Raw genomic sequence first — 26591 nt, forward strand, 5'->3', positions numbered from 1 at the left:
AGCTGCCATTCGGTATGGCGGCACCTCCCGGCTCGTCTAGCGTGGCGGCGTGCGCAGTCCGCTGTACGCCGTGCTTGTCGCCGCGACCCTCGCGTCGCTGGTCGGGTGCGCCGGCGCGGACTCCGCTCGGCCGCCTGGCGGGCGGCCGACGGCTGGCACGACGTCCAGCCCCGCGACGCCGCCGAGCCCGACGACCTCGGGCGGTGCGTCCCCGACGGCGACGGCGACCCCCGACCCCGCCGAGGCGCTGCTGGCCCGGCTGTCCTTGGCCCAGCGCGCCGGACAGCTGGTCATGGTCGGCACCCCGGCCACCGCGACCAGCAGCGCCGCCCGCAGCGCGATCGGCCGGTACCACGTCGGCAACGTGATGCTCACCGGCCGCAGCTCGCGCGGCGTCACAGCCACGGCGGCGCTGACCCACGCTCTGCAACGGCGGACGACGGACTCCGCCACCGCGGGCGTGCGCCTGTTCGTGGCGACCGACCAGGAGGGCGGCAAGGTCCAGGTGCTGTCCGGGCCGGGGTTCTCCCCGATCCCCAGCGGGACGACCCAGGGCAGCTGGTCCGCCACCACGCTGCGCAGCCGCGCCGAGCAGTGGGGCGGCCAGCTGCGCCGGGCCGGGGTGAACCTGACTCTCGGTCCGGTGGCCGACACGGTGCCCACCTCACTGGGCACCGCGAACCCGCCGATCGGCTTCTTCCACCGGCAGTTCGCCAGCACCCCCACCGCCGTGTCGCGTTCTTTGGCCGGCTACGACGCCGGCATGAAGGCGGCCGGGGTGGACGTCGCGCCCAAGCACTTCCCCGGACTGGGCTGGGTGCGGGCGAACACCGACACCACCTCGGTGGTGCGCGACTCGACCACCACTACCTCGAGCCCGGACCTGGCCCCGTTCCAGGCCGCGGTGGCGGCCGGCGCACCGTTCGTGATGGTGTCCAGCGCGATCTACACGCGGATCGACCCGGCGCACCCGGCCTGCTTCTCGAGCGCGGTCATCACCGACCTGCTGCGCGGTCGGCTCGGCTTCGACGGGGTGGTGATCAGCGACGACCTCGGGGACGCCGACGCGGTCCGGCGCTGGAGCCCCGGGTCACGAGCCGTCCAGTTCGTCGGCGCCGGCGGGGACGTCGCGCTGACCGTCGACCCGGCGCTGGCTGCGCCGATGGCGGTGGCGCTGGTCGCGCGAGCAAAGCAGAGCGCGGCGTTCCGGGCCCAGCTGGACGCAGCCGTCCTGCGGGTGCTGCACGCCAAGGCGGCCGCCGGCCTGCTGCCGTCCTAAGCACCGCGCGCCTGACATTGCAGCCGTGGTTGCAGCCGACCGGGGGTGATCACCCCCAGCTGGCTGCAGCCACGGATGCGACAACGTGGACCGGTCGATCCGGGGACGACACCGGCTAGTTGCCGAGGAACTTCTCGAAGCCGGCGGGCAGCTGGTTCAGGGCCGGCTGCTCCGCCTCGGCCGGCGGACCGCCGAACGACGAGCCGATCGCGCTCTCGCGCGCCTCGACCGCCTTCTGGGTGGCCGCGCGCTCCTGCTCGGCTCGCTTGGCGGGGTTGCCGCTCTTGCCCTTCTTGCGCTGCGGCGGCTTGGACCGGCCCTTGCCCCCGCCCATGCCCGGCATGTTGCCCATGCCCGGGATGCCACCCATTCCGCGGCGCATCTGCTTCATCATCTTCTGCGCCTCGGTCAGCCGGGTCAGCAGCTCGTTGACGTCCGAGACCGAGCGCCCCGAGCCGCGTGCGATGCGGGCGCGCCGCGAGCCGTTGATCACCTTGGGATGCTGACGCTCGTACGGTGTCATCGACTGCACCATCGCCTCGACGCGGTCGAACTCGCGCTCGTCGATGTTGTCGAGCTGCTCCTTCATCTGCGCCATGCCCGGCATCATGCCGAGCATCTTCTTGAGCGAGCCCATCTGCTTGACGGCCTGCATCTGGGCCAGGAAGTCGTCGAAGGTGAACTCCTCCTCCTCGACGAACTTGCGCGCCATCTTCTGCGCCTGGTCGGCGTCGAACGCCTTCTCGGCCTGCTCGATGAGCGTCATGACGTCGCCCATGTCGAGGATCCGGCTGGCCATCCGGTCGGGGTGGAAGACCTCGAAGTCCTCGAGCTTCTCGCCGGTGCTGGCGAACATGATCGGGCGGCCCGTCACGGTCGCCACCGAGAGCGCGGCGCCACCACGCGCGTCGCCGTCCAGCTTGGTCAGCACGACGCCGGTGAAGTCGACGCCCTCCAGGAAGGCGTGCGCGGTGTTGACCGCGTCCTGGCCGATCATCGCGTCGATGACGAACAGCACCTCGTCGGGCTGCACGGCCTCGCGGATGTCACCGGCCTGGCGCATCAGCACCTCGTCGATGCCCAGCCGGCCGGCGGTGTCGATGATCACCACGTCGTGCTGGCGGGCGGTGGCCTCGGCGACGCCGTCACGCGCCACCCGCACCGGGTCCCCAGACGTCGAGGCGTCCGGGTCGCTGCCCTGGTTGCCCTTCTCCGGGGCGAAGACGGGCGCACCCGCCCGCTCGCCGACCACCTGGAGCTGGGTCACCGCGTTCGGGCGCTGCAGGTCGGCGGCCACCAGCAGCGGCGTGTGGCCGTCGCCGCGCAGGCTCAGCGCGAGCTTGCCGGCGAGCGTCGTCTTACCGGCACCCTGCAGACCGGCGAGCATGATCACGGTCGGCGGGTTCTTCGCGAACCGGATCCGCCGGGTCTGGCCGCCGAGGACCGAGACCAGCTCCTCGTTGACGATCTTGACGATCTGCTGGGCCGGGTTCAGCGCGCCGCTGACCTCCGCGCCGAGCGCCCGCTCGCGAACCGCGGCGGTGAACTCCTTGACGACGGGCAGCGCGACGTCCGCCTCGAGCAGTGCGGTGCGGATCTCGCGCACCGTGGCGGCGACGTCCGACTCGGAGAGCCGGCCCTTGCCACGCAGGTTCTTGAACGTGGCGGTCAGGCGGTCGGAGAGGGTGGCGAACACGTCGGTGAGGTCCTCGGAATCGGTCGGGCGGGATCGGCTGGCGCACCCACGAGGCTACCCTGGCCGGCTGGGCTCAGCGCACCTCGCTGGCGTCCACCAGGGCAGCGACCACCCGTGCGACACGCGGCGGATCGAGCTGGCCGCCGGACGGTTCGGCGAGATAGAGGGTGTCCACAGCCTGCCCGGCGTGGGTGGCCACGTGCGCCGACCGGACGTCGACCCCGGCCGCCGCGAGGGTGCAGCCGAGGGCGTGCAGCAGACCAGGGCGGTCCGCGGCGCGCACCTCGACGACCGTCGCGTGCTCGGAGGCACCGGGCACCAGGACGGCGCGCGGCTGGGCCGGCACGTGCCGGGCCGGCTGGTACGCCGAATCCCGGCGGCGCAGCCGGTCCAGCACGCTCGGGTCGCCCTCGGCCATCCGGCGCAGCGCCAGGGTCAGCGTCGTCACCGGGGGCAGGTCGCCGTACGGGGCGGTGACCCACCAGCTGTCCACCGCGACGCCGTCCACCGTGCGGACCAGCGCCGAACGCACCGACAGCCCGTGCGAGGCCAGCAGCCCGGCGACGTCCCCGAACAGACCGAGCCGGTCCGGCGCGACCACCGTCACCACGTGCATGCCGTCCACCCGGGCCACGTCCACGTGCGGTCCGCCGTCGCCGCGCACCTTGTCCAGCAGCTCGCCCTCGCGCTCGGTCAGCGGCGCGGGCTGCGGCACGCCGGCCCCGGTGAGCACCGAGCGGGCCCGTGAGACCAGGTCGTCCACCAGCCGCGCGCGCCAGGCGCTCCAGGCGGCCGGTCCGGCCGCGACGGCGTCCGCCTCGGTCAGCGTGCGCAGCAGGTCCAGCACGTCGCCGCGCCCGTCGACCGCGGCGACCACGGCCTCGACCGTGCGCGGGTCGTCCGGGTCGCGCCGGGTGGCCAGGTCGACCAGGGTCAGGTGCTCGCGGACCAACCGCTCGATGACGTCGACGTCCCCCGGCGCGAACCCCAGGTGCCGAGCCGCCCGACGCGCCAGCGGGCCACCGATCGCGCTGTGGTCGGCCGCGCCCGGCAGCTTGCCGAGGTCGTGCAGCAGGCAGGCGACCAGCAACAGGTCCGGCCGGTCCACCGCACGCATCAGCCGGCTGGCCTCGACGACCGTCTGCACCAGGTGCCGGTCGACGGTGTGTCGGTGCACCGCGTTGCGCTGCGGCCGCGAGCGCACCGCCGTCCATCCGGGCACCCACTGCTCGACCACCCCGGACAGGTCCAACGCCTCCCAGACCGGCACCAGCGCCGGGCCGGAGCCGAGCAGCTCCAGGAACGCCTCGCGCGCGGCGGGCGGCCACGGGTCCGGCAGCGGCGAGGAGTCTGCCGCGAGGTGGGAGACGGTCACCGGAGACAGCGGCAGCGAGTGCTGTGCCGCGGTGGCGGCCGCTCGAAGCGCGAGCACCGGGTCCTGGCGGGGGCGGACGCCGGCGCCGAGCACCAGCTCGCCGTCGTGCTCCACCAGACCATGCCCGAGCGGACGCAGCTGCGGGCGGCGCGGGCCTCGGCGCAGCCGCCGGGTGGGTACCGCCTGGCGGGCGCGCCGGGTCGTGGTGTCCACCGCGTAGGAGATGGTCCGGGCGGCGGCGGACACCCGGGTGAGCAGGTCGTCGGCGTCGTCCGCACCGACCAGCCCGGCCACGGTGTCCTGCTCGGCCAGCGCGAGCTTGTCGGTGGCCCGCCCGGTCACCACCTGCAGGGCATCCCGGACGTCGAGCAGCACCCGCTGCGCCTCGTCGACCGGGGCGTGCGGACGGTCCGCCAGCCAGGACGCCGACAGCGCCCGCAACAGCGTGACGTCGCGCAGGCCGCCGCGACTCTCCTTGAGATCGGGCTCCAGCAGGAACATCGCCTCGCCGAAGCGTTCGGCCCGCTCCTCGATCGCGCGCAACAGCTCGGGCAGCCGGCGCCTGGCCGCCCCGCGCCAGTCGTCCAGCAGGCGGCTGCGGGTCATCGCCACCAGCTCGCCGTCGCCGGCCACCACCCGCAGGTCCAGCAGCCCGACCCCGGCCGGCAGGTCGTGCGCGCCGACGTCGCGGCACTGGGCCGGCGTGCGCACCGAGTGGTCGAGCTTCACCCCGCCGTCCCAGACCGGGTACCAGATGCGTTCGGCGAGCTCGGCGACCTCTCCTGTGGACAGGGTGTGGCCGTCGTGCAGCAGCACGAGGTCCAGGTCACTGGCCGGGCCGGCGTCGCCGCGGGCCAGCGAACCGACCGCGGTGAGCGCAACGCCGGACTCGGCCGCGGCGCTGCCCTGCACGGCTGTCGACCAGAGCTCGCAGAGCCAGCCGTCCACCAGCTCGGTGAGCGCCTGCCGGCGACCCGGGCCGTCCTGGGTGTGCCAGGACGGCGACCGGGCCGCCGACGTCAGACGCTCGGCGCGCAGGTCACGCACCAGTCCCCCCCTCGGCATGGCACCGGCCTCAGATCGCGTCGAGGCCGCGCTCGCCGGTGCGAACCCGGGCGACGTCGTCCACCGGCGTCGTCCAGACCTTGCCGTCACCGATCCGGCCCGTCTGCGCGCTCTTGACGAGCACCTCGACCACGTCCGCGGCCTCCGCGTCGTCGACGAGCACCTCCAGACGCACCTTCGGCACGAGGTCGACCGTGTACTCCGCACCGCGGTAGACCTCGGTGTGCCCACGCTGGCGGCCGTAGCCGCTGGCCTCGCTGACCGTCATGCCCTGCACCCCGAAGGACTCCAGAGCGCTCTTCACGTCGTCCAGCTTGTGGGGCTTGATGATCGCCGTCACGAGCTTCATGCGGGCACCTCCGAGTCGGAACGGGGCTTCGCGGCAGTGCCGACGGACGGGCGGAAGCCGCTGGCGCCGACCGGCGTCAGGTCGTACGCAGTCTCAGCGTGCACCACGTAGTCGATACCAGAGGCCTCGGACTCCTCGTCCAGACGGAAGCCGATGGTCCTGTTGATGATCGTGCCGATGATGTAGGCCAGCACGAACGAGTACACCAGGACCGCACCCGCACCGATCGCCTGGCGCCACAGCTGGTCGAAACCGCCGCCGTAGAACAGGCCGTTCACGCCGGCCGGGGCCACGTCGGTGGCCAGGAAGCCCACCAGCAGGGTGCCGGCGAGGCCGCCGACCAGGTGCACGCCCACGACGTCCAGGCTGTCGTCGAAGCCGAACCGGTACTTCAGTCCGCACGCGAGCGCACACAGGACGGCGGTGACGAAGCCGAGGATGATGGCACCGACCGGGTTGACCGAGGAGCAGGACGGCGTGATGCCGACCAGACCCGCGACCACACCGGACGCCGCACCCAGGCTGGTCGAGTGACCGTCCCGGATCTTCTCCACGAGCAACCAGCCGAGCATCGCGGCAGCGGTGGCCACGAACGTGTTGATCCACGCGACGCCGGCGGTGCCGTTGGCGGCGACCGCCGAGCCGGCGTTGAAGCCGAACCAGCCGAACCACAGCAGACCGGCGCCGATCATCACCAGCGTCAGGTTGTGCGGGCGCATCTGCTCCTTGGGCCAGCCGATCCGCTTGCCCAGCACCAGCGCCAGGGCCAGGCCCGCGGCACCGGCGTTGATGTGCACCGCGGTGCCGCCGGCGAAGTCGATCGCCTTGAGCTGGTTCGCGATCCAGCCCCCCTTGGGAGCAGTGACGCCGTCGAACGCGAAGACCCAGTGCGCGACGGGGAAGTACACGAGGGTTCCCCACACGCCGGCGAACAGCATCCAGACGCCGAACTTCGCCCGGTCCGCGATGGCGCCGGAGATCAGCGCCACAGTGATGACCGCGAAGACCGCCTGGAAGCCGACGAAGACCGGGGCCGGGATCGTGCCGACCAGCTGGGTCGCCACGCCCAGGTTGTCACCGGTGCCGGTCCCGATCAGGCCCTTGAGACCGGCGAACTCGGTCGGCGAGCCGACCAGACCGTGGAAGACGTCGTTGCCGAAAGCCATCGAATAGCCGTAGAGCACCCACAGCACGCTGATCAGGCCGAGGGCGCCGTAGCTCATCATCATCATGTTCAGGACGCTCTTCGTGCGGACCATGCCGCCGTAGAAGAGCGCCAGTCCTGGCGCGGTCATGGCCAGCACCAGAGCGGCGCTGGTCATCATCCACGCGGTGTCACCGGTGTCCATGGGACCTCCGTGCAGATCGGGCCGGCAGCAGGATGCCGGTCGAGGTGGCGTCGGTGGCACGTCGAGCGCGCCTGACCTGCGTCAGCCTGCTGAATCCCTGTTTCACCCAGACCTGCGCTGCGTTACGGGGATGTGACGAAGTGCGCCCTCGTGTGAATCCCCTGTTGCGGGCGGTGACGTCCGTGTGACCGGCCCCGTTCGCCCGGCTCGGAGCGGGCCGAGTGGCTCAGGCGAGCAGCGCGTCCACGAACTCCTCGGCGTCGAACGGCGCCAGGTCGTCCGGACCCTCGCCGAGGCCGACCAGCTTGACCGGCACCCCGAGCTCGCGCTGCACCGCGACGACGATGCCGCCCTTGGCCGTCCCGTCGAGCTTGGTCAGCACGATGCCGGTCACGTTGACGACCTCGCTGAACACCTTCGCCTGGCGCATGCCGTTCTGACCGGTGGTGGCGTCCAGCACCAGGAGCACCTCGTCGACCGGCGACCGCTTCTCGATGACCCGCTTGACCTTGCCGAGCTCGTCCATCAGGCCAGCTTTGTTCTGCAGGCGGCCGGCGGTGTCGATCAGCACGACGTCCACCTCGGCCTCGATCCCCGCCGCGACGGCGTCGAAGGCGACGGCGGCGGGGTCGCCACCGTCCCGCTCGGCCCGGACGGTCGGCACGCCCACCCGCGCGCCCCAGGTCTCGAGCTGGTCGGCGGCGGCCGCACGGAACGTGTCGGCCGCCCCGAGAATGACGTCCTTGTCGTCGGCGACGAGCACCCGGGCCAGCTTGCCGACCGTGGTCGTCTTGCCGGTGCCGTTCACCCCGACGACCAGCACGACAGCCGGACGGCCGAGGCCCCCGCCGACGGCGAGCTCACGATCCATCGAGGGGTCGACCAGCGCGATCAGCTCGGTGCGCAGGGCTGCGCGCAGCTCGTCGTGGTCGACGACGCCGTCCACCTTGACGTGGGTGCGCAGCTTGTCGATCAGCTCGGTGGTCGGCCCGACGCCCAGGTCGGCCGAGAGCAGCGTCTCCTCGACCTGCTCCCAGACCTCCTCGTCGATCGTGTCGCGGGACAGCAGCGCCAGCAGCCCGTGGCCGAGCGTGCTGTTGGACCGGGCCAGCCGGGCACGCAACCGGTGTAGGCGACCCCGGGCGGACTCCGGGTGCTCGATCGCGGGCGGCGCCTCGAGCTCGTCGACGTCCGGCTCCGCGCCGGGCTCGCGGTCCAGGACGTCGACGTCCTGGACGCTGCGCTTGGGGGCGTCCCGCGGTGGAGTGGCGTCGTCACCGACCCCGGGCGGGTAGTCGGTGCCGGGCCGTAGCGCGGACGGCGCCCTGCGCTCCCGGTTGCGCAGCAGGGCCATGCCGCCGACTGCCAGCAGGGACAGCGCCGCGATCGCGACGATGACGACGATGGTGAGAGTCAACGGGTCCACGAGAAGCGATCCTCGCAGAAGCCCCGACCAGCCCGCCCGCGGGTGGGGTCAGGAGGCGCGGTGCTGCGCTGCGCTGCTCGAGCGGTCGTCGCGCTGCTCACGAAGGTCGATCGTCCGCGGAGCCTCGACCTGGGCCGCCTGGTCGTCGGACCGGCTGGGCACCGGCAGCCTGTCGGCCAGGTCGCCCACCTTGTCGCGGGCGACGCCGACCGCGTCGGCGGTCCGCTCGAGAGCGTTCTGCACCAACAGCTCGCCCTGCGGGGACAGCACCTCACGGCCCTCGCGACGGGCTGGCACGGCGACGAGCGCCACCACGATCCCGGCGATGAGCAGGGCGGTCAGCATGCCGACGATCACCACAGTCATACCCCTACCGTGCCGCACACGGGGCGGATCGGCCAAATCGCCACGCGCAGGCACGCACGCGACATCGGTCACACACAGTGAGTCCGGTCAGGCGGTGCTGGCCTCGCGCAGGCGCTGGCTCACCACAGTGGTCACACCGTCACCACGCATTGTGACGCCGTAGAGCGCGTCCGCGACCTCCATCGTGCGCTTCTGGTGGGTGATCACGATGAGCTGGCTGGACTCGCGCAGCTCTTCCATGATCACGATCAGGCGCCCGAGGTTGGTGTCGTCCAGGGCGGCCTCGACCTCGTCCATCACGTAGAACGGGCTGGGGCGGGCCTTGAAGATCGCCACCAGCAGCGCGACCGCGGTCAGCGACCGCTCGCCACCGGAGAGCAGCGAGAGCCGTTTGATCTTCTTGCCCGGCGGACGCGCCTCGACCTCGATGCCGGTGGTCAGCATGTCGTCCGGGTCGGTCAGCACCAGCCGGCCCTCGCCACCGGGGAACAGCCGGGCAAACACGCGCTCGAACTGGGCCGCCGTGTCGTGGTAGGCCGCGGTGAAGACCTCCTGGACGCGCTGGTCGACCTCCTTGACGATGTCCAGCAGGTCGGTGCGGCTGCGTCCCAGGTCGGCCAGCTGCTCGGTGAGGAACTTGTGCCGCTCCTCCAGCGCCGAGTACTCCTCCAGGGCCAACGGGTTGACCCGGCCCAGCAGGGCCAGCGCCCGCTCGGCCTTGCGCAGCCGCTTCTCCTGCTCCTCGCGCACGTACGGCACGGGCTGCGGCTCGATCTCCGGAGCCGGCTCGCCGGGCACCTGGACTGACGGCGGCACCAGCTGGTGCGGACCGAACTCCTCGACCAGCACCTCCGGGTCGATGCCGAGCTCCTCGACGGCCTTGGCCTGCAGGGTCTCGATCCGCAGGCGCTGCTGGGTGCGGGCGACCTCGTCGCGGTGCACCGAGTCAGTGAGCTCGCGCAGCTGGTCCTCGTGCTGGCGCAGTGTGGCCCGGACGTCGACCAGCTCGGCCTCGCGCTGGGTACGGGCGGCCTGCGCGGCGTCGCGCTGCTCGGTGGCGACCTCGAGCGAGCGGCTGAGCAGGTCGTGGGTGTAGGTCGCGGCGATCTGGACGGCGTTCGCCACCTCGGCCTCGCGCCGACGGCGGGCGACCCGCGCCGCAGCGCGCTCGCGGGCCTGGTGCTCCTCGCGGACCGCCTGCTCCAGCGCCTCGGCGCGGGCCGTGACGGCCCGGCCGCGCTCCTCCGCCGTGCGCAACGCCAGCCGGGCCTCGGTCTCGGCGGCCCGAGCCGCGGTCGCGGCCGCGTCCAGCCGGTCCCGCTCCTGGCTGGACGGCTCGCCGTCCAGCTCCGGTGCCTCCTGGGCCGCCGCGAGGCGCTGCTCGAGCTCGCCCAGCGCCGCCCGGTCGGCCTCCAGCGCGGCGCCCGCGGTCTCGGCCGCCCGCCGCAGCCGGTCCGCCTCGGCGTGCGCGGACCGGACGGCGGAGCCGAGCTGCCCGAGCCGTTCGGCGACCGCAGCGTGCTGGGCGTCGGAGTCATGCAGCCGCTCCAGCGCGGCCTCGACCCGCTCGAGCGCCTGCTCGGCGTCCTGCTGGGCAGCAGCCAGCGCGAACCTGGACTGCTCGGCGCGGTGCGTCGCGGCGGCCGCGTTGTCACCGGCCTCGTCGGCGGCGGCCTGCACCTCGAGCAGGCTCGGCGCACCGGCCGAGCCACCACGGACCAGTCCCGGCGCGAGCACGTCGCCGTCGGCCGTGACCGCGGTGCAGTCCGGCAGCGCCCGCACCAGCGCGGTGGCGGCGTCCAAGTCGCGGACCACGGCGACCCGGTGCAGCAGGCGTTCCAGGGCCGGGCGGACGGCGTCCGGAGCCTGGACCAGCTCGCGGGCCCAGCGCGCACCCGCGGGAAGGATCGGCCAGCGGCCGGGGTCGTCCTGCATCGCGTCGACCGAGGCCCCGACCACGAGACCTGCCTGACCGGCGTCCTGGCTGCGCAGCATCCGCAGCGCGGACACCGCCGCGTCCAGCGAGTCGACGGCGACCGCGTCGGCCGCCGCACCCAGCGCGGCGGCGACGGCCTGCTCGTGCCCGGCCTCGACCGTCAGCAGAGTGGCCACCGAGCCGAGCACCCCGGACAGTTGGTCGCTGGCGGCCAGCAGTGCGCCGCCGCCGTCCTTGCGGGCCAGACCCAGCTCGAGCGCCTCACGTCGCGCCGTCCAGGTAGCGCGCTCGCGCTCGGCCACCCGCTCGGCGTCCCGCAGCCGCTCCACCTCGGCCTCGGCCCGCTCCAGCACCTCGCTGGCCGTTTCGTGCTCGGCGTCCAGGCCCTGCTCGCCGCGCTCCACGCCGGCGACCTGCGCCTCCAGGCCGGTGAACTCCTGCTCGGCCTCGGTGCCCCGCTGCTCGGCCTGCACCGCGGCATCGGTCAACCGTCCGGCCTCGGCCTCGGCGGCCTCGATCCTGGTGCGCCGGGCGGCGACCTGCCCGGACAACCGGGCCAGCCCCTCGCGACGGTCGGCCGCGGCCCGCTGCCGGACCGCCAGCTCCTGCTGCGCCTCGGCGAGCGCGCCCTCGGTGGACTGGCGCTCGCCGACGGCGCCGGTCAGCACCTCGCGGTGACCGGTGATCTCGACGCCGAGCGTGCGCTCCTGCTCACGCAGCTCGGTGGCCTGCGCGGCCAGCTGCTCGGGGTCGCGTCCGCTCGGTTGGCCGGTCTCGGTGTCGCTGGCCAGCAGCCGCAGCCGCTCGCGCGCCACGCCCTCGGTCGAGCGCAGCCGCTCGCGCAGGCTGGACAGCCGGTACCAGGTCTCCTGGGCTCGGGCCAGCGTCGGCGCCTCGGCCTGGGTGATCTGCTCGAGGTGGCTGACCCGCTCGCGGGCCTGGCCCAGCGCCTGCTCGACCTCGGCCCGCCGGGCGCGCAGCGCGGTCTCGTCCGCGACCTCGGCCTCCAGCGTGCTGGTCAGCTGCACCAGGGCGTCGGCCAGCAGCCGGGACCGCGCGTCGCGCAGGTCGGTCTGGACCACGACGGCCTTGCGGGCGACCTCGGCCTGGCGACCCAGCGGCCCGAGCTGGCGGCGGATCTCGGCCGTCAGGTCGCTGACCCGGGTGAGGTTGGCCTGCATAGCCTCGAGCTTGCGCAGCGCCTTCTCCTTGCGCTTGCGGTGCTTCAGGACGCCAGCGGCCTCCTCGATGAAGCCACGGCGCTCCTCCGGCGTCGCCCGCAGCACTGCGTCCAGCTGGCCCTGCCCGACGATCACGTGCATCTCGCGCCCGATGCCGGAGTCGGACAGCAGCTCCTGGACGTCGAGCAGGCGGCACGGGGTGCCGTTGATCGTGTACTCCGAGCCGCCGCCGCGGAACATGGTCCGCGAGATCGTGACCTCGCTGTACTCGATCGGCAGTGCGCCGTCGGTGTTGTCAATGGTGAGGCTGACCTCGGCGCGACCCAGCGGCGGGCGGCCCGCGGTGCCGGCGAAGATGACGTCCTCCATCTTGCCGCCGCGCAGGCTCTTGGCGCCCTGCTCGCCCATCACCCAGGACAGCGCGTCGACGACGTTCGACTTGCCGGACCCGTTCGGCCCGACGACGCAGGTGATCCCCGGCTCGAGGTTCAGGGTGGTGGCTGACGCGAAGGACTTGAATCCCCGCAGGGTGAGGCTCTTGAGGTACACCGGGCGCTCGCTCCTGGCCGACTGTCGTGCTGGTGATGGGTGCGGGGAAGTGCCCGTCAGCCTAACGCGCTCAGCGCTCGGCGAAGCCCGTCAGGCCCCCGCGTGCCGCGGACCACTGCTCGGTGACACCACGGACCTCACCCGGACGGCCGAGGGACGACGGGTGCTCGGCCAGCAGGCGCAGCAGCTCCTCGCAGACACTGCGCTCTCCCTCGGCGACGACCTGGACCCGACCGTCCGGCAGGTTGGCGGCCGCGCCGGCCAGGCCGAGCTCGAGCGCCCGGGCGCGCGTCCACCAGCGAAAACCCACGCCTTGGACGGCGCCGCGCACGAACGCGGTGAGCCGGATGTCGCTCTGCTCGACCACCGGGCCACGGTAGCCGCACAGGTCGGCAGGTACGCGTCGCCCGTGACGCGTACCTGCCGAGATGTCGTGCCGGGTGCGGCGAGCCCTGGGACGATGGTGGCGATGAGCGAAGCGACCACCGACCTGGAGCAGCATCCGTGCCAGGACCTGTGCCGCTGGCTGCCCGAGCCGGCGCCGCACACGCCGAGGCGGCTGACCTGCCAGGGCTGCGGTTCGCAGTGGGACCGCACCCAGGCCTGGACGCCGGTCGACCGCGACGGCACCGTGCCCGAGGGGATCAGCCGTGCCAGTGGGCCTCGGTGATCTCACCGTCGGCCACGTCCACCTCCAGGTGCGGCACACCGTGCTGGTCCCACACCTGGTAGCGACCCGGCGTCAGCAGCGGGTAGACCGCCGCGTGCACCGTGCGGTCCGGCAGGTGCCGCGGCAGGACGGCGACGTGTCGGCGCCGCGCCTCGTGCCCGACGGGCGTGATGTCCAGCTCGGCGCCGTCCATCTCCGGTCCGGTCCACAGCAGCAGCGCGCCCACTCCTGAGCCCACCTCGACGGCGACCGGCCCCTGCCCCGCGCCGGCGGTGTGCGACTCGTGGGAGTGGGCGCGCTGGTCGGCGGCCATCATGACGCCGCCGCGGTGTGCGCGCTGTAGCCGTCGTGCGGGGTCGACAGGTACGGGAACGCCGCCAGGAAGGCCGGCGGGTCCACCTGGTCGCTGACCAGCCCGGCCGCGTCGTCCGGGGTGAACGTCGGGTCCACCAGCGCGATGGTCAGCCCGGCCAGGGCTCGCAGCTCGATGGTGAACACGTCGTCGATCGGACGGCGCCCGTTGGGGAAGCCCGCGAGGTCGCCGCCCAGCACGCCGAGCGGTGAGGGGTGGGCGGCTGGTTTGACCGCGACGTTCAGCCGCAGCAGGTCGGCCTGGGTGGCGCCGGTGAAGTTCTGCAGCCCGGCGACCACGCCCGAGGGCAGGCCGGTCAGCAGGATGGCCGCGAGGTCGGCTCGCGGCTTGGTGTACCCGGCCAGTCGCGGGAAGACCCCCGGGTAGAGCGCCGGCAGCAGCGCCGACACCTCGGGCTGCAGCACGCCCGGCGCGAAGTCCTTGTCATCCTGTGGCTCCGAGCGGTTCCAGGCGTCCTTGCGGACCATCGGCACCAGCACCTCGTTGAACAGCGGGTTCCCGAGCCGGGAGACCTGCTGCCAGGCGCCGTGCGAGCTGTCGTTGGCCGGGTCGTCGTCCAGCACCCGGGCCCGACGACGGCTGGCCGTGGTGTACACCCCGATCACCGAGCGCGGGTCCTCGACGTCCTTGGGAGTGCTGCCGTCGCCCGTCAACGCCGAGATCGGCAGCCGCAGCGCGATGGTGTGCACGTTCAGGCCGGCGAGGGTGTTCACCGACGGCTTCGCCGGCGAGGCGAACCGGTGCAGGTTCTGGAACGGACGCAGGGTCAGCAGGTCGAACACCGATCCCAGGTCGACGTAGAAGCCGTCCGCACGCGGGCCGGCGAAAACTGCGCCGCCGCCGGGCAACGCGTGGATCGCGTCCTTGGCCAGCTGCGCGTAGCCCGGCGTGCTGCGCGGCCCGATGTTGGCCGGCGCGACCCGGACGTCGTTCGCCACGACGGTGCGCTTGCCGTTCGCCACCCGGGTGACCTTGTAGGTCTGGTACCGGTTCAGGTTCGTGCTGGTCAGCGAGTCCACCGGCCCGGTGTTGTAGAGGAACGTGTTCTTGTTGCGGACGTGGGTGGTGAACTCGAGCTGGTAGGTGATCTCGGTCTTGACGTTCTTGCCGTTGGTGACGTGCACCTCGTAGAGGACGTCGTCGCCGAACTCGAAGAAGTTCGGACCGCCGGCCGGGTCCTGCAGCGGCACGTAGTTGGCCAGGATCGTGACCATCGACGGCCGGTTCGGGTCGACGAAGGCGTACAGGTCGGCGGAGTCCGCGACCGGGTCCTTGCTGATCTCGGGAGCTTCGCGGTGCGAGGACATGTCAGCGCACCTCCCCGGTCAGCCGCCGGGCCAGGTCGTGGTCGGTCAGCACCACCTCGTCCTCGCCGCGCATGACCGTGACCTGCCCGGACGCGACGTCCGAGACGTAGGCGACGACCGGCGCGCCGGGCTCGATCTGCTGGCCAGCACTCGCCTTCTGCGCCTGCGTCGCGGACGACGCCGCCGCCCCAGGCGCGGAGACGGCTACCGCGCCGACTGCAGCGGTGGCGCCGGTGGTGATGAGAAAGGTCCTGCGGCTGTGCTCGTTCATCTGGTTCACCCCGATGTCGTGCGATCTCTTCGCGGCGCCGAGCGGTGCCGCATCACCCGTTCGGAGCAACGGCCGCAGCGGATGGGTCCGACTGTGAGCCGGGTCACGCGGGGGCGGAACCGGCGTGCGCCCGGCTGCGTCCCATCCGTGGGTATTCCGAGCATCCAGGTCAGGAGGGGCCATGCGCCGTCAACGCACGACCGTCATCGGCATCGCCCTGGCTCTGGCCCCGCTGGTCGCCGGCTGCGGCACCGGCACCCAGGCCGCCGGCCGGCCGGCTCCGGCCCCGCTGCCCGACGGATTGCACCAGGTCGCGACGAGCGCCATGGTCGGTCGATGGACCCCTTCCGGGTCGACGCCGTCCGGCGGGCCGGCCTTCCTGCAGCTGGCCGCGAACGGCGCCTGGCAGTCCTCGGACGGCTGCAACACCACCACTGGGCGGTGGACCATCGACCAGGACTCTCGGGTGCAGGTTACCGCCGGGCCGAGCACGGAGATCGGCTGTGCCAACGTCGACATCGGCGGGTGGTGGGCGCGGACGGCTCGCGTCGGAACGGACGGCGCCGACCTCGTCCTGCTGGACCGGGCGGGCGTCGTGCTGGCCACCCTGAGCCGGACGCCGGACCGGATGCTGATGACGCACGGCCCGGCAGCACCGCGCTGAGCGCCGCAGCTGAAGGCCCGGCGGTTCCGCCATGCCCTACTGTCGCCGGATGCGCGCCCGACCGGCCACCCTGGACGACGTCCCGGCGATCCTGGCGCTACAGCGCCGCTGGGACACCCACTGGTTCGGCGCACCGGAGAACGACGAGTCGGAGGTCCGGCAGTCGCTCAACCGGGTGGAGCCACTGGCCGGCCACAGCCTCCTGCTGCTGGACGATGCCGGCGAGCTGGTCGGCGCGAGCTGGTGGTGGAGCGGGGACACCCGCCTGATCGTCGATCCCGCGCACGCCGGCGACCCGGCGTCCCTCGACGTTCTGCTGCCCTGGCTACGGGCCGGCGGCGTCCGCGCGCTGGAGTCGCTCGCCACGGACCAGGTGCAGGAGTCAGCGCTGGTCAGGCACGGCTGGCGGTACGAGATGTCGGCGTACGAGCTGATCCGCCAGGTGACGCCGGACTGGGTGCTCGCCGCGCCGGACTGGCCGGACGGCGTGCGGACCAGCGACCTGCGCCCGGACGACGCCCCGGACGTGCACGACCTGATCTACCGGCGCGCCGGGTGGGCGAGCGTGCCCGGGCACAGCGAGCGCGACCTCGCCGAGTGGCAGGGACTCTTCCTGGACGACGAGGCGCCCCTCGACCAGCAGGTGCTGGCCTGGGACGGCGAGACGCTGGTCGGTGCCGCGCTCGGCCACACGTTCTCGGACGGCGCGGGCTGGGTCTCCCAGCTGGCCGTGGCGCAGGACCAGCGCGGCCGCGGCCTGGGCCGGGCACTGCTGCTGGAGTCGCTGCACCGTCGGGTCTCGACCGGGGCGACCGCGCTCGGACTGTCGGTGTCGGCGCTCAACCCGGACGCCCTGCGGCTCTACCTGGAGGTCGGGCTGGTCGTCGACCGGGAGTGGCGCACCTACCTGCCGACCTAGCCGGCGGCCCGGCCGCTCGGGTTGTTCAGTGGCTGCGGACGGCGCTGACCGGATGCACGACCAAGTGCGCAAACCGGCTCACCAGGCTGGGCCGCGCGGCCGGCGCGACGGTGCGGGACACGGCCGGCACGGCGGTGCTGGCAGCGCCGGAGCCGCCGGCGCCACCAGCCGGCTGGCGGGTGGTCACGGCCGGACGCCGGTGCTGGACCGGCGGGTCGTTGAACAGGTGCCGTGCGATGACAGCCATCGGAAGCAGGGAGGCCACGTCACTCATCTCCATCAGCTGGAACGGCCCGCCGCACCGTTGCGGTGAACCCTGCTGACAAGAGCGGCGCTGGCCGCGTGCTGATACGTGGCTACCAGTGCGGGTTGCGCGGACGCGGCTGGCAGTGCGGGCAGGAGTAGCTGGACCGGTTCATGAACGCGTCACGGCGGATCGGCGTCCCGCACCGCGGGCACGGCTCCCCCGCCTGCCCGTAGGCCGCCAGCGACCGGTCGAAGTAGCCACTCTCGCCGTTGACGTCGACGTAGAGCGCGTCGAACGAGGTGCCGCCCTGTCCCAGCGCCTCGCGCATCACCTCGGCAGCGGCGTCCAGCACCCGCCGGGCCTCGGTGCGCCGCAGCGTGCGGGTCGAGCGGGCGCCGTGCAGCCGCGCACGCCACAGCGCCTCGTCGGCGTAGATGTTGCCGATGCCGGACACCAGAGTCTGGTCCAGCAGGGCGCGCTTGAGCCCGGTGTCCTTGCGGCGCAATGCCTCCACCACCGATCCCACGTCGTATGCGGGGTCGAGCGGGTCCCGCGCGATGTGCGCGACGGACGCCGGGACTGTCTCGTCCGCGCCCGGCGCGACCGGCAGCAGCGGCTCGAGCGCGAGACCACCGAACGTGCGCTGGTCGACGAACCACAGGTCGGGCCCGCCGTCGTCGAAGAGCAGCTCGACCCGCAGGTGCGGGTGGGTGGACGAGTGCCCGGCCGGCTGCACCAGCACCTGTCCGCTCATCCCCAGGTGCAGGACCAGGGACTCGTCCGGCACGGGGTCGCCGTCCAGGTCGAACCACAGGTACTTGCCGCGGCGCCGCGCAGCCATCAGCCGACGTCCGGCAAGACGCGACTCCAGGTCGGCCGCCCCGGGCAGGTGGCGACGGACCGCCCGTGGGTGGTGGACGACGGCCCGCTCGAGCGTGCGGCCGACGGCATGCAGCTCGACGCCGCGGCGCACCACCTCGACCTCGGGCAGCTCAGGCACCGGTGACCGGCCGGTCGCTCAGGAGCCGGCGTCGGGGTAGCGCTCGCGCAGCGTGCGCCAGGCGGTGGCGGCGGCCTGCTGCTCGGCCTCCTTCTTGCTTCGGCCGGTGCCGGTGCCGAGCACCTCACCGGCCACCCGGGACCGCGCCGTGAACATCTTGGCGTGGTCCGGGCCGGCCTCGTCGATGACGTACTCCGGGACGCCGAGGCCGGTGCTGGACGTCATCTCCTGCAGGCTCGTCTTCCAGTCCAGGCCGGCACCGAGCTGGGCAGCCTGCTCCAGCAGCGGGTCGATCAGCCGGTGCACGAGCCCGGCCGCGGCAGCCATACCCCCGTCCAGGTAGACGGCACCGAGCACCGCCTCGACGGTGTCGGCCAGGATCGAGGCCTTGTCACGGCCACCGGTGCTCTCCTCGCCGCGTCCGAGATAGACGTAGCTGCCCAGCCCCAGGCCACGACCGACCTCGGCCAGCGCGCGCATGTTGACCACGGACGCGCGCAGCTTGGCCAGCTGTCCCTCGGGCAGGTCGGGGTGGGTGCGGTACAGCGTGTCGGTGACCACCAGGCCGAGCACCGAGTCGCCGAGGAACTCCAGGCGCTCGTTGGTGGGCAGGCCGCCGTTCTCGTAGGCGTAGCTGCGGTGGGTCAGCGCTCTTTCCAGCAAACCGGCATCGACCTGCAGACCAAGAGCGGTCTGCAGGTCGGCGGCGTCGGCGGGACGGGCCACCCGTGGGTGAGCGTCAGCCCTGGTGCTCAGTGCGCTCGGCCGCGGCGTAGTGCCGGCCGGCGTAGGTGCCGCAGCTCGGGCAGGCCACGTGCGGCTGCTTCGGCTCACGGCACTGCGGGCACGCCGACAGCGTCACCGCGGACGTCTTCCAGTTCGCCCGGCGGGACCGGGTGTTGGATCGCGACGTCTTCCGCTTCGGGACAGCCACGTCAGTTCTCTTCCTCGTCGTCGGTCTGCTCGCCCTCGGTCTGGGCCAGCCCTTGCAACGCGGCCCACCGGGGGTCGACCACGTCGTGGTGGTGCTCCGGGTCGTCCGCCAGGCGCGCTCCACACTCGGAGCACAGTCCCGGACAGTCGTCCTGGCACACCGGTTGGAACGGGAGTGCTGGCACCACCGCGTCCCTGAGCGAGGGCTCGAGATCGATCAGATCTCCTTCGAGCTCACGCACGTCGTCCTCGTCGACATCCTCCTCGGGTCGCTTTCCCGGGTAGGCGAACAGCTCCGTCAGGCCGACCTCGACGTCCTTCTCGAGGTCGGTCAGGCACCGAATGCACTCCCCGGTCGCGCTACCGCGAACCGTGCCGGTCACGAGGACCCCCTCCATCACCGACTCCAGACGAAGGTCGAGCCCCAAGGGGGCGCCTTCGGTGAAACCGATGATGTCGGTGCCCATCTCTGCCGGAGCAGGCACCTGCCGGGAGATCGTGATCATCGACCCCGGGCGTCTGCCGAGCTCATGCACATCGAGCACGAGTGGCGCACGGGGATCGAGGGAAATCGCGAGCTCCAGGAAGATGTCAGTTCCGGCCGTTCAGGGCCGACGCAACAGGCTACCGGACTTGTGCTCAGCGGCCCAACTCGTCGAGGTCCGCGATGCGCTCGGCGGCGTCCGGGATGCTCGGTACGACGTCCGCGGCGTCCTCCTGCACGGTCGCCAGGTCGGCGTCCGCGGTCAGTCCGTGCGCCCGGTCGGCCGCGGCCCGTTGGGACAGGTGCTCGCGCCCGCGCTGCACCTGCTGCAGCAGCTTGTCCAGCGTGACCTCGAACTCCCCCAGCTTGCGGTCCACGTAGTCGTCCGCCTCGGACAGCAGCCTGGTCGCCTCCGCCTGCGCCTGGGCCTGCACCTGCGCGGCGCGGGTGCGGGCGCTGACCACGACCTCGCTCTGCTCGACCAGCCGGTCGTGCTCGGCCTGGGCCTGCGCCAGCAGCCGCTCGGCCTCCTCGCGGCCCTGCGCCACCACGGCGTCGCGGTCCGAGAGCAGGATGTCGGCGTGGTGCAGCTCCTCGGGGAGCAGCTCGCGCAGGTCGTCCAGCATCGCCAGCAGCTCGGCCCGGTTGACCAGCGCGGAGGCCGACATCGGCATGGCCCGCGCGTCCTCGACGTAGTGGGTCACCTCGTCGAGCTTGCCGTGAACGTCCACTGCCACTCCTCTCGCGATACTGGGATCAGCCCCGCCGCTTCGCCAGGGCCTCGAGGACGACCTCGGGCACCAGACCGGACACGTCGCCACCGTAGGCGCTGACCTGCCGGACCAGCGTGCTCGACACGTGCTGCCACTGCGGGTCGGCGACCACGAAGATCGTCTCGAGCCCGGTCAGGTGGCGGTTCATCAGGGCCATCGGACGCTCGTACTCCAGGTCGGCGCCACTGCGCAGCCCCTTCACCACGTGGCCGGCGCCGAGCTCGTCGCAGACGTCCACCAGCAGCCTGGCGGCGAACTGCTCCACCCGGACCCCCGGCCGGTCGCCCAGGCTGGCCCGCAGCAGCTCGACCCGCTCGTCGGCGCTGAACGTGCCGGACTTGTCCGGGTTGTAGAGCACCGCTACGACCACCTCGTCGAACAGCTCACCCGCTCGCGCGACGATGTCCAGGTGGCCCAGCGTCACCGGGTCGTAGGACCCCGGGCAGACGCACCGCCGCAACCGCGGCCCGCTCAGGTCAGCATCCACGCGCCGAACCTACAGCCTGGGTCAGTCGGCGTCGGCGAACCACAGCCGCGTCTCGCCGTAGGTCCGCTCGTCCACCCGGGTCAGGCCGTCCGGCCAGGTCGGTTCAGGGCTGCGGGTGGACCGCTCGACGACGACCACGGCTCCCTGCGCCAGCCAGCCGTTGTCGACCAGCAGGGCGAGCACTTCGGCCAGCGCCGGTTCCTCCAGCGGGTACGGCGGGTCGGCCAGCACCAGGTCCACCGCCTGACCGCTCGGTCGGGCGAGCGCCCGGGCGACGGGTACGGCGAGCACGCTCGCGCCGTCCAGGCCGGTGGCGCCCAGGTTGCGTCGCACCAGCGCCGCGGTCCCCCGGTCCGACTCGACCAGCAGCGCACTGCGCGCACCGCGGCTGAGCGCCTCCAGCCCGAGCGCACCGGAACCCGCGTACAGGTCGAGCACGTGCGCGTCGTCCAGCACGCCCTCGTGCTCGAGCCGGCTGAACAGCGCCTCGCGCACCCGGTCGCTGGTCGGGCGGGTGTCCCGGCCGGGGGGCACCTGCAGCCGCCGGCCGCGGGCCGACCCGGCGATGATCCGGGTCATCAGCCGCGCTCCAGGTAGTCCTCGCGGTCGCCCCCGACGAGCTCGTCGATCGCCGCTGCCAGCGCGGCGTGGTCGCTCAGGTGCGGGTCGGCGTCGACCACGGCGGCCGCCTCCTGGCGAGCCTGGACGATCAGCTCCTCGTCGCGCAGCACCCGCAGCAGCCGCAGCGAGGAGCGGAAGCCGGACTGCGCGGCACCGAGCACGTCGCCCTCGCGCCGCTGCTCCAGGTCAATCCGAGACAGCGCGAACCCGTCCGTGGTCGAGGCCACCGCGTCCAGCCGCTCGCGGGCCGGTGAGTCCGGTGACGCCTCGGTGACCAGCAGTGCGAGTCCGGCGGCCTGGCCGCGCCCGATCCGGCCGCGCAGCTGGTGCAGCTGGGAGATGCCGAACCGGTCGGCGTCCAGCACCACCATCGTCGTCGCGTTCGGGACGTCGACCCCGACCTCGACGACGGTGGTGGCCACCAGCACGTCCACCTCACCCGCCGTGAAGGCGGCCATGGTGGCCTCGCGCTCCTCCACCGGCAGGCGTCCGTGCAGGAGCTCGACGCGCAGCCCGATCAGGGCCGGCTCGGCGCGCAGCCCGTCGATCACGTCCAGCACTGCCAGCGGCGGACGGCGCAGGCCGTCCTCGTCCGGCACTGTCGGCTCCAGGCCGTCGTCCGCGGACGCGTCGTCGCCGCCGATCCGCGGACACACCACGAAGGCCTGGCGCCCGGCGTCCACCTCCTCGCGCACCCGTTGCCAGGTGCGCGACATCCAAGCCGGGTTGTCGCCCGGAACGACGTGCGTGACGACCGGTGAGCGGCCGGGCGGCAGCTCTTCCAGGGTCGAGGTCTCCAGGTCACCGAACACCGTCATGGCGACCGTGCGCGGGATCGGGGTGGCGGTCATCACCAGCAGGTGCGGCGGCACGGAACCCTTGGCCCGCAACGCATCCCGCTGCTCGACGCCGAACCGGTGCTGCTCGTCGACGACCACCAGACCGAGGTCGGCGAACTGCACGTGCTCCTGCAGCAGAGCGTGCGTCCCGATCACGATGGCGGCCTCGCCGCTGGCCGCCTGCAGCAACATCCGGCGACGGACCGCGGCCGGCTGCGAGCCAGTCAGCAGGGCCACCCGGGTCGCGACGTCGCCGCCACCGAGCATGCCGGCCTCGGCGAGGTCACCGAGCATCGTGGTGATCGAGCGGTTGTGCTGCACGGCCAGCACCTCGGTCGGTGCCAGCAGAGCCGCCTGGCCACCCGCGTCGACCACGGTGAGCATGGCGCGCAACGCCACCAGCGTCTTGCCGGAGCCGACCTCGCCCTGCAGCAGCCGGTGCATCGGCGAGGCGCCCGCCAGGTCGGTGGTCAGCTGTTCGCCGACCGCACGTTGGCCGCGGGTCAGCTCGAACGGCAGCCGCTCGTCGAACCTGGCCAGCAGCCCGTCCGGACGCGCGAGGCGGGGCGTCGCGGCGAGCTCGGCGAGCGCCGCCCGGCGGCGCAGCAGCGCCGACTGCAGGACGAAGGCCTCCTCGAACGTCAGCCGGGCGCGGGCGGCCATGGCGTCCTCGATGGTCGCCGGGTCGTGCACTGCGCGGATCGCCTCGTCGATGCCGAGCAGGCCGCGGCGGGCGCGCAGCTCGTCGGGCAGCGGGTCCGGCAGCGGCGGCAGGGTCGTCACGATCGGCGAGATCGCGTTGCGTACCTGCCAGGACTGGATACCAGCGCCGGCCGGGTAGATCGGGATCGGCTTCTCGGCCAACGCCTGCGCGGCGTCCTCGTCGGCGTCCGGCAGCACGTCGAACACGGGGTGCGCCAGCTGGCGCCGGCTCTGGTAGAGCCCGACCCGACCGCTGAACAGCCCGACGGTGCCCACCGCCAGCTCGCGCTCGAACTTCTGCGCCGACCACTTCTTGGCCGCGAAGAAGACCAGGTCGAGGGTGCCCCGCCCATCGCCTATGCGCACCTGGACCCGGGCCCCGGGGCGGCTCTTCATCGAGTGCACCCGGACCTCGAGCACCTCGGCCAGGACGGTGACGTGCTCGTCGAGGCGCAGGCTGGACAGGTCCGTCCGCTCGCCGCGCTCGACGTAGCGGCGCGGGTAGTGCCGCAGCAGCTGGCCCACCGTGCGGATGCCGAACTGCTTCTCCAGCGCCGTCGCCGCCTTGGCGCCGACCCGTCGCCCGACCGGCACGTCCAGCTCGTTCACTCGAGTCCCAGCAGCAGCGGGTAGCCCTCCTGGCCACCGTCCACGACGCTCACCTCGACGTCCCGGCGGGTGTCACGCACCTCGTCCAGCACAGCCTCGGCCAGGGCCTGCGAGACCGGGTCGGCCCCGGTCACCACGGTGAGCAGCTCGCCGCCGGCGGCCAGCATCCGGGCCACCACGGTGCGCGAGACCTGGCGCAGGTCGTCACCGACCACCACGACGTCGCCCTCGACCATGCCGAGCGCGTCGCCGACCCGGCACCAGCCCGAGGACGTCAGGGCGTCGCGCGAGGCCAGGGTGACCGCGCCGTGCCGGGTGGCCGCGGCAGCGGCGGCCATTCGCACGAGGTCCTCGGACGCCGACCCGGCGGCGTCGTGCACCGCGATCGCGGCCAGGCCCTGGACGGCGGCCCGGCTCGGCAGGACCGCGACCTGCAGCCCCTCGTCGCGGGCTGCGGTCGCGGCGGCCCGGGCCGAGACCAGCGTGTCCGGGTCGTTCGGCAGCAGCACGACGGAGGCGGCGCCGGTGGCGCGGACCGCGTCGAGCAGCTCACCGGTGGAAGCGCGCCGGCCCGATGCGCTACGCACCACGACGGCGCCACAGGCGGCGAACAGCCGCTCCAGCCCCGGCCCGGCCGCGGCAGCCACCACGGCCACGCCCGACCCGGCCGCACCGTTGGCCCGTGCCCACCGTTCGCGCTGGTCGGCGAAGTGGGTCACCCGGATCCGGTAGGGACGGCCGGCGACGATGCCGGCCTCGACGGCGGCACCGACGTCGTCGGTGTGCACGTGCACGTTCCACAGTCCGCCACCGCCGACCACCACGAGGGAGTCGCCCAGCCCGTCAAGCGCGGTTCGCAGCCCGGGCACCTGCCCGTCAACGGCGTCCAGCAGGTACATCACCTCGTACGACGGGCCGCCCGGCGCGAGGTCGCCGCAGCTCTGCGCCGCGCTGGGTCCGCCGGCCGGCCGGGCGCGGCGGCGCACCGAGCGACGTCCGGACACGGTGTTCGCGAGCGCCTCGAGCAGGATCACGACACCCTTCCCCCCGGCGTCGACCACGCCTGCGCGGGCCAGCGCCTCCAGCTGTTCGGGCGTCCGGGCAAGGGCCTCGCGGGCCGCCGTCACGGCGTGCTCGAGGGTGCGGCCCAGCGGTGCGTCGACGCACTCCCCGGCGGCTGACGAGGCGGCCCGGGCGACGCTGAGCATCGTGCCCTCGACCGGTCGCCCGACGGCGGCGTACGCCTGTTCGGTGGCCCGGCCGAGCGCGGCTCGCACTGCCGCGCCGCCGCCGTCCGGCTGCTCGCCCAGCACGTCCGCCCAGCCGCGCAGCAGCTGGCTCAGGATCACCCCGGAGTTGCCGTGGGCGCCGAGCAGGGCGCCACGGGCGAACCCGTCGGCCACGGCGGCCAGGTCGGCGCCATCCGGCAGCTGCTCGACAGCGGCCACCGCGGCCTCGACGGTCAGGTACAGGTTGGTCCCGGTGTCGCCGTCCGGGACGGGGTAGACGTTGAGCCCGTCGATCTCGTCGCGCTGGTCACCGAGGTGCTCGAGCGCGGCGATCCCCCATCGTCTGGCCGCGCGGGCGTCGAGGTGATCGAGCACGGTGGAAGGCTAGCCTGCCGGTACGTCAAGACCGTCGGTTTGGGCTCACGGGCCGCCGTCGGCTACGCTGTATCGGCTGCCCGAAGGCTCGGGCACTCTCGCGCGTCCCGCCCACACAATCGTGCTGGATGGCTGGCGCGCGGGACACCGACAGAACCAGTGGATCAGGAGAACACCCGTGGCTGCCAACTGCGACGTCTGCGGCAAGGGGCCGGGTTTCGGTCATTCCATCTCGCACTCGCACCGTCGGACCAAGCGTCGCTGGAACCCGAACATCCAGCGCGTGCGCGCCAAGGTCGGCGCCGCTGGCGTGACCCCGAAGCGTCTGAACGTCTGCACGTCCTGCCTCAAGGCGGGCAAGGTCACTCGCTGACCCGCTGAACAGCTCGTTCCGAAGGCCGGTCCCCCAACGTGGGCCGGCCTTCGCGCTGTTTGCTGCGCCCGTCGCGATCGCTGACCTGACGCAGATCGGGCACTCCGCCGAGCTCAGGTGCCCCCTTTGCGTCAGGTCAGGGGCGGAAGTGGTCCCAGCCGAGCGTGTCGAGCGGCTCGCCGTCCAGCAGCACGGGTGCGGGCCCGGTCGCGGGGATGACCTCGCCGATCCGGTCGAAGCCGTCCGGCAAGGTCGCGTCAGCCGGGAAGGTCGCTACCAGGCAGTGGTCCTCGCCACCGCCGAGCACCCAGCTCAGCACGAGCGAAGGGTCGGAGAGCACCTGCGCTGCAGCCAACAGCTCCGGGAACGCGGACGCATCAGCGAGCCAGCCATCGAGGTTGATGCCGACCCCGCTGGCACGGGCGATCCGGCCGAGGTCGCGCCCGAGTCCGTCGCTGACGTCGAGCATGGACGTCGCGCCCGCCACCGCGGCCACGACCCCGGACGCGTAGGGCGGGGTCGGACGACGGTGCGCGGCCACCAGCTCGGCCGCGACATCGCCGCGGCCGAGCCGCAGCAGCTCCCACCCGGCCGCGGACCGACCCAGCGGGCCGGCCACCGCCACCACCTCGCCTGGGCGTGCCTGCGATCGCAGCACCGGGTCGCGTCCCTGGAGGTCGCCCAGCGCGGTGACGGACACCACGATCAAAGGGCCGGAGGACAGGTCCCCGCCGACCACCCCGGCGCCCGTCCCGGAGCAGGCCGCCGCCAGACCGTCCGCGAGGCCCACGGCCCAGGACACCTCCAGCTCCGGCGGCGCGACCAACCCGACCAGCAGCGCGGTGGGCACGGCGCCCATCGCCGCGACGTCCGCGAGGTTCTGCGCGGCGGCCTTCCAGCCGACGTCCTGCGCGCTGGACCAGTCCCGCCGGAAGTCCCGTCCTTCGACCAGGACGTCGGTCGTCGCGACCACCCGACCGTCCGGCGCATTCACCACCGCGGTGTCGTCACCGGGCCCGACCAAGGTGCCGGCGGCGTGCGGCAGGCGAGGGAAGATCGCGGCGAGCAGGCCGTCCTCACCGACGTCGGCAAGAGTGGGCTGCCCCGAACGGTCATCTGACACGTCCGGCACGGTAGCGTTCGC

The 26591-nt window shown here is 73.2% G+C and carries 27 protein-coding genes; 5 read left to right on the plus strand and 22 right to left on the minus strand.

The features are described 5' to 3' along the window. Positions 1-49: 49 nt before the first annotated feature. Complete coding sequence (locus ACPPVT_RS14595) at positions 50-1279, plus strand: glycoside hydrolase family 3 N-terminal domain-containing protein (RefSeq protein WP_426561442.1); 1230 nt, start codon at positions 50-52, stop codon at positions 1277-1279. A 115-nt stretch (positions 1280-1394) separates the two neighbouring features. Here the strand turns inward: ACPPVT_RS14595 and ffh are convergent, their stop codons facing one another. From ffh to ACPPVT_RS14635, 8 genes are all read right to left on the minus strand, one after another. Further along, a complete protein-coding gene (gene ffh, locus ACPPVT_RS14600; protein ID WP_426561444.1) occupies positions 1395-2975 on the minus strand; it encodes a signal recognition particle protein in 1581 nt (526 codons plus the stop codon). A 73-nt stretch (positions 2976-3048) separates the two neighbouring features. Further along, positions 3049-5397, minus strand: a complete 2349-nt coding sequence (locus ACPPVT_RS14605; protein ID WP_426561446.1) for a [protein-PII] uridylyltransferase — start codon at positions 5395-5397, stop codon at positions 3049-3051. Positions 5398-5425: 28 nt separating this feature from the next. Further along, the gene (locus ACPPVT_RS14610) at positions 5426-5764 is read right to left on the minus strand and encodes a P-II family nitrogen regulator (RefSeq protein ID WP_426561448.1); all 339 of its coding nucleotides are present in this window, start codon (positions 5762-5764) and stop codon (positions 5426-5428) included. After that, complete coding sequence (locus tag ACPPVT_RS14615) at positions 5761-7113, minus strand: ammonium transporter (protein WP_426561450.1); 1353 nt, start codon at positions 7111-7113, stop codon at positions 5761-5763. The genes ACPPVT_RS14610 and ACPPVT_RS14615 overlap by 4 nt, the downstream gene beginning before the upstream one ends. Positions 7114-7339: 226 nt before the next feature. Further along, positions 7340-8539 carry a signal recognition particle-docking protein FtsY gene (gene ftsY / locus ACPPVT_RS14620; RefSeq protein WP_426561452.1) on the minus strand — a complete coding sequence of 400 codons (1200 nt, stop codon included), beginning with the start codon at positions 8537-8539 and terminating at the stop codon, positions 7340-7342. Positions 8540-8587: 48 nt separating this feature from the next. Then, positions 8588-8905: a hypothetical protein gene (locus tag ACPPVT_RS14625; RefSeq protein ID WP_426561454.1), complete on the minus strand. Its 318-nt coding sequence runs from the start codon at positions 8903-8905 to the stop codon at positions 8588-8590. Positions 8906-8992: 87 nt separating this feature from the next. Further along, entirely contained in the window at positions 8993-12571 is a 3579-nt protein-coding gene (gene smc, locus ACPPVT_RS14630; protein ID WP_426561456.1) for a chromosome segregation protein SMC, read from the minus strand. 70 nt (positions 12572-12641) lie between these two features. Beyond that, positions 12642-12938: an acylphosphatase gene (locus ACPPVT_RS14635; RefSeq protein ID WP_426561458.1), complete on the minus strand. Its 297-nt coding sequence runs from the start codon at positions 12936-12938 to the stop codon at positions 12642-12644. 102 nt (positions 12939-13040) lie between these two features. On the opposite strand from ACPPVT_RS14635, the gene ACPPVT_RS14640 reads away from it, so the two are divergent. Next, positions 13041-13241: a hypothetical protein gene (locus ACPPVT_RS14640; protein WP_426561460.1), complete on the plus strand. Its 201-nt coding sequence runs from the start codon at positions 13041-13043 to the stop codon at positions 13239-13241. Here the strand turns inward: ACPPVT_RS14640 and ACPPVT_RS14645 are convergent. From ACPPVT_RS14645 to ACPPVT_RS14655, 3 genes are read right to left on the minus strand one after another with little or no spacing between them, the layout of a single operon-like run. After that, the gene (locus tag ACPPVT_RS14645) at positions 13216-13557 is read right to left on the minus strand and encodes a hypothetical protein (RefSeq protein WP_426561462.1); all 342 of its coding nucleotides are present in this window, start codon (positions 13555-13557) and stop codon (positions 13216-13218) included. The two genes, ACPPVT_RS14640 and ACPPVT_RS14645, sit on opposite strands and share 26 nt — an antisense overlap. Then, positions 13554-14921, minus strand: a complete 1368-nt coding sequence (locus tag ACPPVT_RS14650) for a DUF4331 domain-containing protein (protein WP_426561464.1) — start codon at positions 14919-14921, stop codon at positions 13554-13556. Before ACPPVT_RS14650 ends, ACPPVT_RS14645 begins: the two co-directional genes overlap by 4 nt. Before the next feature lies 1 nt (position 14922). Continuing rightward, entirely contained in the window at positions 14923-15192 is a 270-nt protein-coding gene (locus tag ACPPVT_RS14655; protein ID WP_426561466.1) for a hypothetical protein, read from the minus strand. Between the two features lie 181 nt (positions 15193-15373). Here ACPPVT_RS14655 and ACPPVT_RS14660 point away from each other — a divergent pair, with 181 nt between their 5' ends. After that, complete coding sequence (locus tag ACPPVT_RS14660) at positions 15374-15856, plus strand: META domain-containing protein (protein ID WP_426561468.1); 483 nt, start codon at positions 15374-15376, stop codon at positions 15854-15856. A 49-nt stretch (positions 15857-15905) separates the two neighbouring features. After that, complete coding sequence (locus ACPPVT_RS14665; protein ID WP_426561470.1) at positions 15906-16775, plus strand: GNAT family N-acetyltransferase; 870 nt, start codon at positions 15906-15908, stop codon at positions 16773-16775. A 25-nt stretch (positions 16776-16800) separates the two neighbouring features. On the opposite strand, the gene ACPPVT_RS14670 is transcribed toward ACPPVT_RS14665, so the two are convergent. From ACPPVT_RS14670 to ACPPVT_RS14715, 10 genes are all read right to left on the minus strand, one after another. Next, positions 16801-17049, minus strand: a complete 249-nt coding sequence (locus tag ACPPVT_RS14670; RefSeq protein ID WP_426561472.1) for a hypothetical protein — start codon at positions 17047-17049, stop codon at positions 16801-16803. A gap of 82 nt (positions 17050-17131) precedes the next feature. After that, positions 17132-18022 carry a bifunctional DNA-formamidopyrimidine glycosylase/DNA-(apurinic or apyrimidinic site) lyase gene (gene mutM, locus ACPPVT_RS14675; RefSeq protein ID WP_426561474.1) on the minus strand — a complete coding sequence of 297 codons (891 nt, stop codon included), beginning with the start codon at positions 18020-18022 and terminating at the stop codon, positions 17132-17134. A gap of 18 nt (positions 18023-18040) precedes the next feature. Further along, entirely contained in the window at positions 18041-18778 is a 738-nt protein-coding gene (gene rnc, locus ACPPVT_RS14680; RefSeq protein WP_426567166.1) for a ribonuclease III, read from the minus strand. After that, positions 18762-18956 carry a 50S ribosomal protein L32 gene (gene rpmF, locus ACPPVT_RS14685; protein ID WP_345714635.1) on the minus strand — a complete coding sequence of 65 codons (195 nt, stop codon included), beginning with the start codon at positions 18954-18956 and terminating at the stop codon, positions 18762-18764. Before rpmF ends, rnc begins: the two co-directional genes overlap by 17 nt. Position 18957: 1 nt before the next feature. Further along, a complete protein-coding gene (locus tag ACPPVT_RS14690; RefSeq protein ID WP_426567167.1) occupies positions 18958-19539 on the minus strand; it encodes a YceD family protein in 582 nt (193 codons plus the stop codon). A 55-nt stretch (positions 19540-19594) separates the two neighbouring features. Then, positions 19595-20170, minus strand: coding sequence for a hypothetical protein (locus tag ACPPVT_RS14695; protein ID WP_426561477.1), 576 nt, complete (start codon positions 20168-20170; stop codon positions 19595-19597). A 25-nt stretch (positions 20171-20195) separates the two neighbouring features. Then, positions 20196-20699: a pantetheine-phosphate adenylyltransferase gene (gene coaD, locus ACPPVT_RS14700; protein ID WP_426561479.1), complete on the minus strand. Its 504-nt coding sequence runs from the start codon at positions 20697-20699 to the stop codon at positions 20196-20198. A 21-nt stretch (positions 20700-20720) separates the two neighbouring features. Beyond that, positions 20721-21278 (minus strand): 16S rRNA (guanine(966)-N(2))-methyltransferase RsmD, encoded by a 558-nt coding sequence (gene rsmD / locus ACPPVT_RS14705; protein ID WP_426561483.1) that lies wholly within the window; start codon positions 21276-21278, stop codon positions 20721-20723. Further along, positions 21278-23470, minus strand: coding sequence for an ATP-dependent DNA helicase RecG (gene recG, locus ACPPVT_RS14710; protein WP_426561485.1), 2193 nt, complete (start codon positions 23468-23470; stop codon positions 21278-21280). The genes rsmD and recG overlap by 1 nt, the downstream gene beginning before the upstream one ends. Then, entirely contained in the window at positions 23467-25074 is a 1608-nt protein-coding gene (locus ACPPVT_RS14715; protein ID WP_426561487.1) for a DAK2 domain-containing protein, read from the minus strand. Before ACPPVT_RS14715 ends, recG begins: the two co-directional genes overlap by 4 nt. Positions 25075-25252: 178 nt before the next feature. On the opposite strand from ACPPVT_RS14715, the gene rpmB reads away from it, so the two are divergent. Beyond that, positions 25253-25447, plus strand: coding sequence for a 50S ribosomal protein L28 (rpmB, locus tag ACPPVT_RS14720; protein ID WP_345714641.1), 195 nt, complete (start codon positions 25253-25255; stop codon positions 25445-25447). Between the two features lie 136 nt (positions 25448-25583). Here rpmB and ACPPVT_RS14725 read toward each other — a convergent pair whose 3' ends face one another. Next, positions 25584-26570: a thiamine-phosphate kinase gene (locus ACPPVT_RS14725; RefSeq protein WP_426561490.1), complete on the minus strand. Its 987-nt coding sequence runs from the start codon at positions 26568-26570 to the stop codon at positions 25584-25586. Positions 26571-26591 lie beyond the last annotated feature (21 nt).

The organism is Angustibacter sp. McL0619, assembly GCF_049994355.1.
GTDB lineage: Bacteria > Actinomycetota > Actinomycetes > Actinomycetales > Angustibacteraceae > Angustibacter.

What these genes read in the sequence shown, in the direction of transcription:
- ACPPVT_RS14640 (WP_426561460.1), top strand. Translation starts at nt 13,041, where the DNA reads ATGAGCGAAGCGACCACCGACCTGGAGCAGCATCCGTGCCAGGACCTG.
- ACPPVT_RS14665 (WP_426561470.1), top strand. Translation starts at nt 15,906, where the DNA reads ATGCGCGCCCGACCGGCCACCCTGGACGACGTCCCGGCGATCCTGGCG.
- ACPPVT_RS14650 (WP_426561464.1), bottom strand. Translation starts at nt 14,921, where the DNA reads ATGTCCTCGCACCGCGAAGCTCCCGAGATCAGCAAGGACCCGGTCGCG.
- ACPPVT_RS14670 (WP_426561472.1), bottom strand. Translation starts at nt 17,049, where the DNA reads ATGAGTGACGTGGCCTCCCTGCTTCCGATGGCTGTCATCGCACGGCAC.
- ACPPVT_RS14645 (WP_426561462.1), bottom strand. Translation starts at nt 13,557, where the DNA reads ATGATGGCCGCCGACCAGCGCGCCCACTCCCACGAGTCGCACACCGCC.
- ACPPVT_RS14655 (WP_426561466.1), bottom strand. Translation starts at nt 15,192, where the DNA reads ATGAACGAGCACAGCCGCAGGACCTTTCTCATCACCACCGGCGCCACC.
- ACPPVT_RS14625 (WP_426561454.1), bottom strand. Translation starts at nt 8,905, where the DNA reads ATGACTGTGGTGATCGTCGGCATGCTGACCGCCCTGCTCATCGCCGGG.
- rsmD (WP_426561483.1), bottom strand. Translation starts at nt 21,278, where the DNA reads ATGACCCGGATCATCGCCGGGTCGGCCCGCGGCCGGCGGCTGCAGGTG.
- ACPPVT_RS14610 (WP_426561448.1), bottom strand. Translation starts at nt 5,764, where the DNA reads ATGAAGCTCGTGACGGCGATCATCAAGCCCCACAAGCTGGACGACGTG.
- ACPPVT_RS14660 (WP_426561468.1), top strand. Translation starts at nt 15,374, where the DNA reads ATGCGCCGTCAACGCACGACCGTCATCGGCATCGCCCTGGCTCTGGCC.
- ACPPVT_RS14615 (WP_426561450.1), bottom strand. Translation starts at nt 7,113, where the DNA reads ATGGACACCGGTGACACCGCGTGGATGATGACCAGCGCCGCTCTGGTG.